Here is a 12,585-nt window from a genome sequence, read left to right as displayed (position 1 = left end):
TTAGGCTCATGCCCAGTCTGAAGGACCTGAAGAACAGGATCGAGTCGGTCAAATCGACCCGCAAGATCACCAAGGCCATGCAGATGGTGGCCGCCGCGAAACTGCGGCGGGCACAGGATGCGGCCGAGCAATCGCGCCCCTATACGGAGCGTTTCAACGCGGTCATGGCGGGTCTGTCCGCCTCGGCCCAGGGCTCTGACACGGCGCCCCGCCTCCTGTCCGGCACCGGCAGCGATCAGGTTCACCTGCTTGTTGTCATGACGGCCGAGCGCGGGCTCTGTGGCGGCTTCAACGCGAACATCGCCAAGCTTGCGCGCCTCCGCGCGTCCGAGCTGAAGGCGCAGGGCAAGACGGTGAAAATCCTCACCGTCGGCAAAAAGGGCCGCGACGCGCTGCGCCGCGACTACGGCGATCTGTTCGTCGACCATGTCGACCTGAGTGAAGTCAAGCGCGTGGGTTACGCCGATGCGCAGGCGATCGCCAAGGATATCCTTTCGCGCTTCGATGCGGGGGATTTCGACGTCGCGACGATCTTCTATTCGAAGTTCCACAGCGTGATCTCGCAGGAGCCGACGGCTCAGCAGATCATTCCGGCCTCGTTCGAGACCGAGGATGGCGAAGAGGCGGGCGCAAGCACGCTTTACGAATACGAGCCCAGCGAAGAGGCGATCCTCGCCGACCTGCTGCCGCGCGGCGTGGCCACGGCCATCTTCTCGGCGCTGCTGGAAAACGGGGCCTCGGAACAGGGCGCCCGGATGAGCGCCATGGACAACGCGACCCGCAACGCGGGCGAGATGATCGACAAGCTGACGATCGAATACAACCGGACCCGTCAGGCCGTCATCACCAACGAGCTTATCGAAATCATTTCGGGCGCTGAAGCGCTCTAACCGACCGGAGACGAAACATGGCAAATGCAAAAGGCAAGATCACCCAGGTGATTGGCGCCGTGGTCGACGTGCAGTTCGACGATCACCTGCCCGAAATCCTCAACGCGCTGACGACCGACAACAACGGCAAGACGCTGGTTCTCGAAGTTGCCCAGCACCTTGGCGAGAACACGGTCCGCGCCATCGCCATGGACGCGACCGAAGGCCTCGTCCGCGGCCAGCAGGTCACCGACAGCGATGGCCCGATCACCGTGCCCGTGGGTGACGCAACGCTCGGCCGGATCATGAACGTCGTCGGCGACCCCGTCGACGAGAAAGGCCCGATCGGCGAGAAAGAGCGCCGCTCGATCCATGCCGACGCCCCGACCTTCGAAGCGCAGTCCACTGCGTCCGAGGTTCTGGTCACCGGCATCAAGGTCATCGACCTTCTCGCCCCCTACGCCAAGGGTGGCAAGATTGGCCTGTTCGGCGGTGCCGGCGTGGGCAAGACGGTTCTCATTCAGGAACTGATCAACAACATCGCGAAGGTGCACTCGGGGTATTCCGTGTTCGCCGGCGTCGGTGAACGGACCCGTGAGGGCAACGACCTTTACTACGAATTCATCGAGTCGGGCGTCATCGACGCCGATGACCTGACGAAATCGAAAGTGGCGCTCTGCTACGGTCAGATGAACGAGCCTCCGGGCGCCCGTATGCGGGTCGCGCTGTCGGGCCTGACCATGGCCGAAGCTTTCCGCGACCAGTCGGGTACCGACGTTCTGTTCTTCGTGGACAACATCTTCCGCTTCACGCAGGCGGGCTCCGAGGTGTCGGCTCTGCTCGGCCGTATCCCCTCGGCGGTGGGCTACCAGCCGACGCTGGCCACCGACATGGGCCAGATGCAGGAGCGGATCACCTCCACCAAGAACGGGTCGATCACCTCGGTGCAGGCCATCTACGTTCCTGCGGACGACCTGACCGACCCCGCGCCGGCCACCTCGTTCGCCCACCTCGATGCCACGACGGTTCTGTCGCGCGCCATTTCGGAGCTGGGCATCTACCCGGCCGTGGACCCGCTCGACTCCACCTCGCGTCTGCTTGACCCGGCCGTTGTCGGCGAAGAGCACTACAAGGTCGCGACCGACGTTCAGCAGATGCTTCAGCGCTACAAGTCGCTGCAGGACATCATCGCCATTCTCGGCATGGACGAACTGTCGGAAGAGGACAAACTCACCGTGGCACGCGCCCGGAAGCTTCAGCGCTTCCTGTCGCAGCCCTTCGACGTGGCGAAGGTGTTCACCGGTTCCGACGGTGTTCAGGTCCCGCTTGAGGATACGATCGCGTCGTTCAAGGCGGTTGTCGCCGGCGAATACGACCATCTTCCCGAAGGCGCCTTCTACATGGTCGGCGGCATCGACGAAGTGATCGCCAAAGCCGAACGCATGGCAGCGGCGGCGTAAGGAGCCGATATGGCAGATATGATGCAATTCGACCTCGTGTCCCCCGAACGGCGGCTTGCCTCCGTCGAGGCGCGCGAAGTCCAGATCCCCGGCGCGGATGGTGACATGACGGCGATGCCCGATCATGTTCCCACCATCACCACATTGCGCCCCGGGGTTCTCAAGGTCGCACATGCCGGCGGGACGGATGAATATGTCGTCTCGGGCGGTTTTGCCGAGATCTCGGGTGACGGGGTAACGGTTCTGGCCGAGGAAGCCCTCCCGAGGGGTGAATTGAACCAGGACATGTTCGACCGCATGATCCAGGGCCTGCGTGATCGTCACGCCAAGGCCAAGGATGCCTATGTGAACGAACCCGGTCCCGTCGACGAGGCAGCCAAGCTTCTGGCAGACATGGTCGCGGTCGGTTCGGAAATGGGGCTTAGCTCCAACTGAGCCTTAAGCCAGTGCAACAAAACATACCCCCGGGCCTTTTTTGGTCCGGGGGTATTTCTTTATCGAATTTCTGCCCCGTTTGAGTGCTAGGACAAAAGTCGCGACAATTTCAGAGAGATCGGGCGATGAAGAAATTCTCGAACGAGGTCGTCGGTATTTGCCATGGTGACGTAGTTCTGTTTTCAGATTTCGAGACCGACGGCGATATGTGGACAGGGGATGGCCCGCGGCAGATGCGGCGCCACATTCTTTTCGACGAGGCCTTCATCGCGCCACCGATCGTTCAGGTATCCATCAGCATGTGGGACATGTCGAACGCGGCGAACGGACGGGCCGACATCAAGGCCGAAGACGCCAGTGCCGAGGGGTTTTCCATCGTGTTCCGCACATGGGGCGACAGCAAGGTCGCGCGCATCCGCGTGGCCTGGACGGCCATCGGCCCGGCCCGTGACGACCAGATGTGGGAGCTATACTGACGGTGTTTCGGGCTCAGGCGGCCGAATACATGCCTTCGTAGATCGGGGTCAGTGTTTCGTGATCGAACAGGGACGACACGCTTGTCCCGCTCCAGGTATTGAGGATCGCCTGTGCGAAGATCGGGGCCGTCGGCACGACCCGGATATTCGGCGCGGCCCTGACCGAAGCAGTCGCCTCGATCGTGTCGGTGATCACAAGGCTTTTCATCACCGATTTCTCGACCCGCTCGACAGCGGGGCCGCTCAGAACGCCGTGGGTGATATAGGAATGCACTTCCTTGGCGCCGTTTTCCGTCAGGACCTCGGCGGCCTTGCACAGGGTGCCCGCGCTGTCGACGATATCGTCGACGATCAGGCAGGTTCGCCCTGTGACATCGCCGATCACTGTCATTTCCGCCACTTCGCCGGCCTTTTCCCGTCGCTTGTCCACGATGGCCAGAGGGGCACCGATCCGCTGGGCAAGATCGCGTGCCCGCGCCACGCCGCCCACATCGGGGGACACGACCATGATGTCATCCATCCGGCCCCGGAACTGGTGCATCACATCCAGCGCGAAGACGGGCGAGGCATAGAGGTTATCGACCGGGATATCGAAGAAGCCCTGAATCTGCGTGGCGTGCAGATCCATCGTCAGAATGCGTTCAATGCCTGCCTCGACGATCAGGTTCGACACCAGCTTGGCTGAAATCGGTGTGCGCGCCTTGGTGCGCCGGTCCTGCCGGGCATAGCCGAAATAGGGGATCACCGCCGTGATCCGCGCCGCCGACGATCGGCGCAGCGCGTCCGACATGATCAGCAATTCCATCAGGTTGTCATTGGCGGGGTTCGACGTCGACTGGATGACGAACATATCCTCGCCGCGGACGTTCTCGAAAACTTCGACGAAGATCTCGCCGTCGTTGAACCGTTCGACCCGTGCATCGACCAGCCCCACGCTCATTCCTCGGTGCATCGACATGCGGCGTGCGACGGCCAGGGCAAGCGTTCGGTTGGCATTCCCTGCGATGAGCTTGGGCTCAGTCAGATTGGGCATGGGGAAAGTCCTTCGTAAGTGGCAGCCGGCGCCAGAGGGGGAGAGGAATCGCGCCGTTGACACCGCCTAGCACAAGCCTACCCTGACGCAAAGTTTATGCACGGGCCGAGTATCAAATGCCGCATATTGATTACTTCTTCGCGACACTTTCCCCTTTTGCCTATCTTGCCGGAACCCGGCTGGAGGAGATCGCCCAACGGCATGGCGCGACGGTCACCTATCGTCCGCTCGATATCAGTGCCCTTTTTGCCCGAACAGGGGGTACCCCGCTTGCCGAACGTTCCGAAGGCCGCAAGGCTTATCGCCTGCAGGAGTTGCGCAGGCAGGCGCAGGCGGCCGGGCTGTCGATCAACGCTCGACCGGCGTATTGGCCCACGAACGGCGCGCCCTCGGCCTTCGCGATCATCGCCGCACAATCGGCGGGTGGCGGGGATATGGGGCGCCTTGTCCACGGGCTTCTTGCCGCAAGCTGGGCGGAAGAGAAGGATATCGCCGAGGATGCCGTGATCCGCGACTGCCTTGCGGCGGCGGGTTTTGATCCGGACCTTGCCGACAAGGGGCTGATGGCCGGGGCCATCGCCTATGAGGACAACCTTGAAGAGGCGGTCAATCGCGGGGTCTTCGGCTCTCCGTTCTATATCACCGACGAGGACGAACGGTTCTGGGGGCAGGACAGACTTGCAGATCTTGACGCCCACCTTGCGGCGCGCGGGTGACGGATCACCTGACGATCCGGGGCCATGACATCGCCGTCACCACGCTCGGTGACGGGCCGCTTCCCATGGTGATGATCCATTGTTCGCTGGGCAATCACCGGAGCCTCGCGCGGCTTGCCAAGGCCTTCGCCAACACGCACCGCATCCGGCTGATCGACATGCCGGGCCACGGGAACAGCGGCCCATGGGATGGCGAGGCCGATATTCAGGGCCTCGTGTCCGACGCGGCGGCCGAGGTGGCGGAGCCCGGCAGCCATGTCTTTGGTCATTCCTTCGGGGCGACGGCGGCGCTTCGGATGGCGGTGGATCATCCGGAACTCGTCTCCCGGCTGGCGCTATATGAGCCGGTCTATTTCACGCCGATCATCGGAACCCCGGCCTATGATGCCTATCTCGCGCGGTTCGCCCCCTTCGTGGCCGAGATGGAGGCAGGGCGCCACGACAGCGCCGCCGAAATCTTCAACGGGATGTGGGGCGGCACGGCCTGGGACGTGCTGCCGGCGTTCGTCCGGCGCGACATGGCCGCCCGTATCTGGTTCATCATGGCCAGTGAACGCGCCTTCGAGGGGGATGTCGGCGGAGTCTTTGCCCCCGGTCGTCTGGAGCGTCTGATCTGCGACGTGACGCTGATGCTGGGTCATCAGACCGAACCCGTGATGCCCCATGTGATGCAGGCGATCCACGACCGCATTCCCGGTTCGCGCCTTGTCCGGTTCGAGGAGGTGGGCCATATGGGCCCGCTGACCCATCCCGGTCTGGTTGCCCGAACGATGCTTTAGCCGGTGACAAGCTGAAGGAACCGGTCCACGTCATCCTCGGTCACTGACCAATCGCAGACAAACCGTCCCATCAGCATCTCGTCGTCGGGGCCGTGCCACGGATCGCCATCCTCGGTGTAGTAGACGCCTCCCCCCGACATCAGCCGCTGATGTTCGGACCGGGGCAGACGGGCAAAGATCATGTTGGCCTGCGGTTCGCAGACGAAGTCGACACCTGCGGCGCGCAGCCCTGTGGCCAGCTGCGCCGCACGTTCATTCGCCATCCGCGCCAGATCGAGCCAGAGCCCGTCTTGCAGATAGCCTTGCATCTGTGCCGCAAGGTAGCGGTGCTTGGAAAACAGATGTGCCCCGCGCTTGCGTCGCAGGTCGAATTCCCGCGCGACGGCAGGGTCGAAGAACACGGCCGCCTCGACGGCCATGCAGCCGTTCTTTGTGCCGCCGAAACTGACGGCGTCGATGCCGGCCTTCCACGTCATCTCGGCAGCCGTGCATCCCAGCGCGGCGCAGGCATTGGCAAAGCGCGCGCCATCCAGATGGACAGGCAGATCATGGGCCCGCGCAATGGCTGAAAGGGCTTTCAACTCGTCCAGCGTATAAAGCGTGCCCATCTCGGTGACCTGCGTCAGCGAGACCGCACCGGGTTGCGGCGCGTTGATGCCGCGCCAGCCGATCCTCGTGATTGCCTGCCCAAGGGTGTCGGGCGTCATCTTGGCGCCATCCGTCCCGGTCAGGGTCAGCTTGGCGCCCCCGGTAAAGAGTTCTGGGGCGTTGCATTCATCGGCGTGGATATGGGCCAGCGGCGTACAGAAGATCGTCTGCCACGGCTGTGCCATCGTCGACAGGATCAGCGCATTGGCGGCCGTTCCCGTCGCGACAAGCCGCACGACGGCCTCGGGCGCTTCGAACAGCTCGCGGATCATCTCGACCGCCTGCTGCGTCAGGGGATCGTTACCATAGCTCAGGACATGGCCGTCATTTGCCGCGGCAATCGCCTGCATGATCTGCGGATGGACCGGGCCGCCATTGTCAGAGGCAAAGAACATGTTCACAGAGGCTCCGCGATGATGTGATCGTCCCAGTCGTCGTCATCGACCTCTGTCTCGGACACGGTCATCCCGCGCACCGACACGCCTGCGTGATGCACGCTGTCGGGATCGCCGGTGATCAACGGATGCCAGTCGGGCAGGGTGCGGCCCAGGTGCAGCAGCCGATAGGCGCAGGTGCGCGGCAGCCAGTACAGATGCTCGGGGATCGTCTCGGCCGTCAGAACGATGCATTCGGGCACGAAATCATGCCGCGTCTCATAGCGCGAACAGCGGCAGGTCTCGCCATCCAAGAGTCTGCAGGCAATGCAGGTAAGGTCCACTTCGCCGGTATCTTCGTCCTCAAGCTTGTTGAGGCAGCACTTCCCGCAACCGTCGCACAGGGCCTCCCATTCGGGCCGTGTCATCTGGGTCAATGACACCCGTTCCCAGAACTTGGGGCGCAGCGGTTCAGACATGGTGGCGGGGCAGCTCAGACAGGATATCGCGCGCCTTTGCGCAATCCGCGTCCATCTGGGTGATCAACGCTTCGAGGCTGTCGAATGACTCTTCCGGGCGCAGGTAATCGACAAGCGCGACCGACATCGGCGCACCGTAGAGATCGCCCTTGAAATCAAACAGGAACGTCTCGCAATTGGGGGTGTTCTCGCCGAACGTCGGCTTGATCCCGATCGAGGCCGCCCCATGGTAAAGGCCCTTGTGGGGGCCGGACAGGACCGAGGCCAGAACCACGTAGACCCCGAATTTCGGTGGATGCAGGCCGGCGATCGACATGTTCGCGGTGGGATATCCCAGTTCGCGCCCGCGCTGATCGCCGCGGATCACCTCGCCCTCGATCCGGTGCCAATGGCCCAGCATGGCGGCGGCGTCGCGGGGGCGGCCCTCGCTGAGCGCGTCGCGGATCGCGGTGCTCGACACTTCGGTCTGACCAAGGTCCAGAAGGGGGGCAATTGTCACGCCGAATCCCATCTCCTCGCCGAACGCGCGCAATGCGTCCACGTCGCCATCGCGGCCTTTGCCGAACCGGAAATCCTCACCCACGATGACGTGCTTGAGGCCCAGCCGCTGGCTGATGATCTGGCTTGCAAATTCCTGCGCTGAAAGCTGCGAGAGCGTCTTGTTGAAGGGCAATTCATACAGTTTTTCAACACCGAGCTTTTCCAGCCGGTGCGCCCGCGCAGTTGCGTTCATCAGGCGGAACGGCGGGGCATCGGGGGCAAAGTATTCGCGGGGATGCGGCTCGAATGTCAGCACGCCAAGCGGCGCCCCCAACTCGACGGCGATTTCGCGACTGCGGTCGATGACCGAGATATGGCCCAGATGCACGCCGTCGAAATTACCGATCGCAGCGACCGCGCCGCGGTCGCCGGGATTTACGAAAAGGCTGTCGCGGATCAGGCGCATGGGACGTTTGCTAGCCTGAGAGGGGGCGCGGCGCAAGCCACGCGCGACCGTCAGTCGAACTTGCGAGAGGGTGCCAGCACAACTGCCTCACCCACGAGGATTTTCTTGCCCTCGATCAGGCAGCGCGTGTCCATCGTCACCTTGCGTTTTGCGTGATCGATCTGGGTCACCTCGACCTCGGCGGTCACAACGTCACCGGGCCGTACAGGCCCGAGGAATTTGAGCGACTGGCCCAGATAGACTGTGCCATGGCCCGGCAGCTGCTCTCCGATGACGGCGGAGACGAGGCCTGCGGTCAGCATCCCATGGGCGATCCGACCCTCGAAAATCGTATCCTGCGCGTAATCATCGTCCAGATGCACGGGGTTCCGGTCGGTCGAGACTTCGGCGAAGAGTTCGATATCCCGGTCGGTCACGCGCTTCTTCAAGGAGCGGGTCATCCCGATCTCGATATCCTCGATACAGATCGTGCCGCGAGGCAGATTATGGTTCATGTCATCGAGCATCGCGATTCCTTGCCGAAATAAATGAACGTCACAGGCGCCGTTTCGGAAAGGAAATTACTTTGCGGATGCAGAATGTCAAGCCGAACCTGCCCCGCCCGACCGGATTTGGCCCTATCGAAGGAAGCCGGTGGAATAGAGCGGCGACATCATCGCTTCGCCCAGATAAGCCTCGAGTTTGTCCGGGTCGGGGGCGCCATCGCGTGTGCCGGTTTCCCGCGCTGCGAGGCCCCCGGTAATGAACAGGCAATCCAGATCCTCGCCCATCGCACCCTGCACATCCGTGGCGATCCCGTCGCCGATGCAGATGATCGCCGGGTTGCGCTGCACCCCGTCCAATGCCGAAAGCCGCTGACGGGCCAGATCATAGATCGGCGGATGCGGTTTGCCGAAATACAGGCTCTCGCCGCCCATTTCGGTATAAAGCGCGGCCAACGCCCCGGCACACCATTCCCGGCTCTCGCCCCGATCCACGACGATATCGGGATTGGCGCACAGAAGCTTGAGCCCCTTTTGCTTGGCATAGAGGAATTGCGGGCGATAGACGGCCGGGTCGGCATGCGGGTCTTCGGGGCCGCAGCAGACGATGCCCTCTGCCTCTTCGAGGCTGGTCTGCACAATCTCGGCCGGGTCTTCGATCAGGGCCATGGGGTCGAAGAACGTCTGGTCGAAATCCTGCCCGATGAACCAGACCTTGTCGCCCACCACGCCGCGAAACATCGCGGCCCGCGCCGAATCGCCGGAAGTGGCGATCGCGTCCCATGAATCGTCGGGGATGCCGAGCCCTGCGATCTGGCGGGCCACGTCCTTGCGGGCGCGGGGCGCGTTGGTCACGAAGATCACCTTGCCCCCGCCCGCGCGAAAGGCCTGCATCGCCGCGACCGCATCGGGAAAGGCGCGCACGCCGTCATGCATGCAGCCCCACAGATCGACGAATGCCGCGTCATACATGCCGGAGATTTCGGAAAACGACTGGATGATCTGGGTCATGAGGCCCTCTGCCTTTGCGAATGGCGCTTGGCTAGCACGCAATGACGGTCGGTGCGAGGCTTGCGCAAACGAAAAGGGCGCCCCGCAAGGCGCCCTCTTGTCCGGTTCCGTCTGCGGTCAGACGGCCAGGTTCGGGATGATCTGTTTCTTGCGGCTCATGATGCCGGGCAGAACGACCGTGTCGCCGGTGACCTCGGCGCCAAAGCTCTTGGCGGCCACGGTCTTGACGAGGTCGTTCGGAACCAGAAGCGTGGCTTCCTCGTTCAGGATATCCACGACGAACAGCAGGACCTGATCGACGCCATCTTCGGCGGCGACGGTGGCCATCGAGTCCATCAGCGATGCCTTGCGGTCCAGCACCATCTGCGGCGCCGTCGTCTCCAGAACCGAGACCCGGAATTTCGTGTCGCCGACGCCGTATTCCTTGGAATCCATCCGCAGCAGTTCCGCGTCCGAGAAGGCCGACACGTCGGATTTCGCGGCGAACATTTCGGCCGCGTAGCCGGGGATATCGATGCCGAGGTCGGCGGCCAGCGCTTCGGCCACGGCGCGGTCGTGATCCGTCGTGGTGGGGGAGCGGAATTCCAGCGTGTCCGACAGGATGCACGACAGCATCAGGCCCTTGATGCCTTCGGGCGCGGTCTTCGCCGCGTCGCCCATCAGGTCATGCATGATCGTCGCCGTGCATGCCAGCGGGCGAATGGTGATGTCGATCGGGCCCTTCGTCTCCAGCCCGCCGACCAGCTTGTGGTGGTCGATGATCGCGCGGATATCGGCCTCGTTGATCGAGGGGGGAAGCTCGGCCGGGTTGTTGGTGTCGACGATCACGACCTGATCGTCCGCCGTCACGTCCTCGATCACTGCCGGCAGGTCAAAGCCCCAGCGTTCGGCCACGAAAAGCGCCTCGGTGTTGGGCTGCCCCAGAAGGCGTGCTCCGGCGGGGGTGCCGGTTTCGTTGAGATACCATGCCCAGATCAGCGGGGAACCGGTCGAATCGGTGTCGGGGGCCTTATGGCCGAAAACAAGCGTCGTCATGTGGGAATAACCTGCGGGGTTTAACTGAATCGTTGGCCTTATAGGGGGCACGCGACCGGGTGTCACGGGGGGCAGGGTGACGCATCGCGGAGTTTCGCACCTCTTGCCCGGCTTTCCCTTTTTGCGCGGCAGGGGCATGGTCTGATCATGGCGGCGAAAGAGATCAAACCCACCCGCGAGGCGCAGCTTTACCCGGCCGTCAAGGCCTGGCTCGAGGCGCGCGGCTATGAGGTGCGCGCGGAGGTCGGTGCGGCCGACGTCGTGGGCCGCGATGCCAAGGGCGGGCTCGTCATCGTCGAGATGAAACTCGGGTTTTCGCTCGCGCTGTTTCATCAGGGGATCGACAGATTGGGGCTGACCGATCAGGTGTGGTTGGCCGTGCCCCCGCCCGGCAAACGCGCGCGCCGTGACAACGTCAGGTTGGCGCGGCGGCTGGGTCTTGGCGTTCTGTCGGTCCGGCTTCGTGACGGCCATGTGGAAGAACTGGCGGCACCGGGCCCCTACACACCGCGAAAATCGAAGAAGAAAAAGGCCCGGCTGGACAAGGCCTTCGACCGGCTGCGCGGCGACCCGAACGAGGGCGGTGCCACGCGGCATGGCATTGTCACAGGCTACCGGGCCGACGCCATACGCTGCGCGCGGCTTCTGGCCGTTCATGGGCCACAGCGTGGCGCGATCGTCGCCGACTGGGCCGAGGTCCCTCAGGCGACGCGGATCATGGCCGACAATCACTATGGCTGGTTCGAACGGGTCGAACGCGGCGTGTATGGTCTGACCAGGGCCGGTCACGAGGGGCTTGCCGATTATGGCGATGTCACGATCTGAGGATCAGGGCAGGGGTGTAATCTCCCATCCCTCCTGCTCGAGGAGCGCCAGAACACCGGTCTCACCCGGCAGATGGGCGGCACCTGCGGCCACGAAGACCCGGTCATGTGTCTCTGCCGCATCAAGGATCACGGGTATCCATGCCACGTTGCGCGCGTCGAGCAGAAGGTCTTCCGTGATGTCCAACCCAGACAGCGCGGCGTCCCGCGTGTCCGGGGGCAAGAGGTCGGCCGACAGGCGCGACATTTCCCAGATCTCGGCGACGCGGCCCGCGAAATAGCTGTCGAGCATCGCGACGAAGGCCTCAGATTGAAGCTCGGGCGCGATCAGCGCCATGCGCAGCATGTCGATCTGGTCATCCATCGACATGGTCCGGAAGTAATCCGGCAGGGTTCGCCAATCCTCGAGCGAGGCCATGTCCACGTCTGCCGCTTCGGCCGTGTCCATGATCATGTGATCAAGCCCCCTCAGCCCGCCTGACAATTCACCCACCGCGCAGGGCGGGATCGACAGGGTCATCGACAGGAACCACGGCTGCGATTTTGCGGCAACGAACCCCGGCACCTGCCTGTCGCGTGCTGCTGCCGCAAGCTCCTGCCAGAGTTCTTCGGGCAATTGGTCGGGCAGGGTTGGCCCTTCGGTTATGAAGACAAGTGACGGATCGTCGGCCATGGCGCGCTGCATTTCGGCCTCTTCCTGCGGGGTCATCTCGACCAGAAGGATATCTGCCGCGCGCAAGGGATCGGCGATCCGGTCGAGCAGAGCGGCGTGCCTGTCGTCATAAAGGTGCATGGTCCCGGCCAGCGTGATCTCTCGTCCGTCCTTGCGGGCCGTCCAGAACAGGCCGTCTCCGTAGGGTGTGGCCGCTGCCGCGTCGGCAAGCTCGGCTCTTTGCTCTGGCGTGAACCTGTCCAGCAGACTGGCGCCCGAGCAGGCCGCCTGTGCCAGGGCGGGTGTCAGGCACAGAAGGGTCGAGATGATGGCGCGGAACAATGTCATGGAACGGTCCAACTGGTT

At 63.4% G+C, this 12,585-nt stretch carries 15 protein-coding genes; 7 read left to right on the top strand and 8 right to left on the bottom strand.

Annotation, left to right across the window (positions count from 1 at the left end; translation table 11 throughout):
- The first annotated feature begins 8 nt into the window (after positions 1-8).
- From EP376_RS07510 to EP376_RS07495, 4 genes are all read left to right on the top strand, one after another.
- Positions 9-890 carry a F0F1 ATP synthase subunit gamma gene (locus EP376_RS07510; protein WP_127654952.1) on the top strand — a complete coding sequence of 294 codons (882 nt, stop codon included), beginning with the start codon at positions 9-11 and terminating at the stop codon, positions 888-890.
- Between the two features lie 17 nt (positions 891-907).
- Entirely contained in the window at positions 908-2,329 is a 1,422-nt protein-coding gene (atpD, locus tag EP376_RS07505) for a F0F1 ATP synthase subunit beta (RefSeq protein WP_127654951.1), read from the top strand.
- Between the two features lie 9 nt (positions 2,330-2,338).
- Positions 2,339-2,764, top strand: a complete 426-nt coding sequence (locus EP376_RS07500) for a F0F1 ATP synthase subunit epsilon (protein WP_127654950.1) — start codon at positions 2,339-2,341, stop codon at positions 2,762-2,764.
- A 125-nt stretch (positions 2,765-2,889) separates the two neighbouring features.
- Positions 2,890-3,240, top strand: a complete 351-nt coding sequence (locus EP376_RS07495) for an H-type lectin domain-containing protein (protein ID WP_127654949.1) — start codon at positions 2,890-2,892, stop codon at positions 3,238-3,240.
- A 13-nt stretch (positions 3,241-3,253) separates the two neighbouring features.
- Here EP376_RS07495 and EP376_RS07490 read toward each other — a convergent pair whose 3' ends face one another.
- Positions 3,254-4,273 carry a ribose-phosphate pyrophosphokinase gene (locus EP376_RS07490; RefSeq protein WP_127654948.1) on the bottom strand — a complete coding sequence of 340 codons (1,020 nt, stop codon included), beginning with the start codon at positions 4,271-4,273 and terminating at the stop codon, positions 3,254-3,256.
- 116 nt (positions 4,274-4,389) lie between these two features.
- Between EP376_RS07490 and EP376_RS07485 the strand changes: the two genes are divergently transcribed.
- Together EP376_RS07485 and EP376_RS07480 are read left to right on the top strand one after the other, a co-directional pair.
- Positions 4,390-4,989 (top strand): 2-hydroxychromene-2-carboxylate isomerase, encoded by a 600-nt coding sequence (locus EP376_RS07485; protein WP_127654947.1) that lies wholly within the window; start codon positions 4,390-4,392, stop codon positions 4,987-4,989.
- Positions 4,986-5,768 carry an alpha/beta fold hydrolase gene (locus EP376_RS07480; RefSeq protein ID WP_127654946.1) on the top strand — a complete coding sequence of 261 codons (783 nt, stop codon included), beginning with the start codon at positions 4,986-4,988 and terminating at the stop codon, positions 5,766-5,768. Before EP376_RS07485 ends, EP376_RS07480 begins: the two co-directional genes overlap by 4 nt.
- Here the strand turns inward: EP376_RS07480 and EP376_RS07475 are convergent.
- The 6 genes from EP376_RS07475 to EP376_RS07450 form a co-directional block, all read right to left on the bottom strand.
- Complete coding sequence (locus EP376_RS07475) at positions 5,765-6,811, bottom strand: threonine aldolase family protein (RefSeq protein ID WP_127655884.1); 1,047 nt, start codon at positions 6,809-6,811, stop codon at positions 5,765-5,767. The genes EP376_RS07480 and EP376_RS07475 overlap by 4 nt on opposite strands.
- A 2-nt stretch (positions 6,812-6,813) precedes the next feature.
- Positions 6,814-7,269, bottom strand: coding sequence for a YcgN family cysteine cluster protein (locus EP376_RS07470; protein ID WP_127654945.1), 456 nt, complete (start codon positions 7,267-7,269; stop codon positions 6,814-6,816).
- A complete protein-coding gene (locus EP376_RS07465; protein WP_127654944.1) occupies positions 7,262-8,215 on the bottom strand; it encodes a bifunctional riboflavin kinase/FAD synthetase in 954 nt (317 codons plus the stop codon). The genes EP376_RS07470 and EP376_RS07465 overlap by 8 nt, the downstream gene beginning before the upstream one ends.
- 50 nt (positions 8,216-8,265) lie before the next feature.
- Positions 8,266-8,709 (bottom strand): MaoC family dehydratase, encoded by a 444-nt coding sequence (locus EP376_RS07460; RefSeq protein ID WP_127655883.1) that lies wholly within the window; start codon positions 8,707-8,709, stop codon positions 8,266-8,268.
- A gap of 123 nt (positions 8,710-8,832) precedes the next feature.
- Positions 8,833-9,708: a TIGR01459 family HAD-type hydrolase gene (locus EP376_RS07455; RefSeq protein WP_127654943.1), complete on the bottom strand. Its 876-nt coding sequence runs from the start codon at positions 9,706-9,708 to the stop codon at positions 8,833-8,835.
- A 117-nt stretch (positions 9,709-9,825) separates the two neighbouring features.
- Entirely contained in the window at positions 9,826-10,743 is a 918-nt protein-coding gene (locus EP376_RS07450; RefSeq protein ID WP_127654942.1) for a manganese-dependent inorganic pyrophosphatase, read from the bottom strand.
- 147 nt (positions 10,744-10,890) lie between these two features.
- On the opposite strand from EP376_RS07450, the gene EP376_RS07445 reads away from it, so the two are divergent.
- Complete coding sequence (locus EP376_RS07445) at positions 10,891-11,568, top strand: DUF2161 domain-containing phosphodiesterase (protein ID WP_127654941.1); 678 nt, start codon at positions 10,891-10,893, stop codon at positions 11,566-11,568.
- Positions 11,569-11,571: 3 nt separating this feature from the next.
- Here EP376_RS07445 and EP376_RS07440 read toward each other — a convergent pair whose 3' ends face one another.
- Positions 11,572-12,567 carry a TraB/GumN family protein gene (locus tag EP376_RS07440; RefSeq protein WP_127654940.1) on the bottom strand — a complete coding sequence of 332 codons (996 nt, stop codon included), beginning with the start codon at positions 12,565-12,567 and terminating at the stop codon, positions 11,572-11,574.
- Positions 12,568-12,585 lie beyond the last annotated feature (18 nt).

The sequence above is a fragment of the Alexandriicola marinus genome (genome assembly GCF_004000435.1).
Taxonomy (GTDB): domain Bacteria; phylum Pseudomonadota; class Alphaproteobacteria; order Rhodobacterales; family Rhodobacteraceae; genus Alexandriicola; species Alexandriicola marinus.
This window is presented reverse-complemented; position numbering and strand designations above follow the sequence as displayed.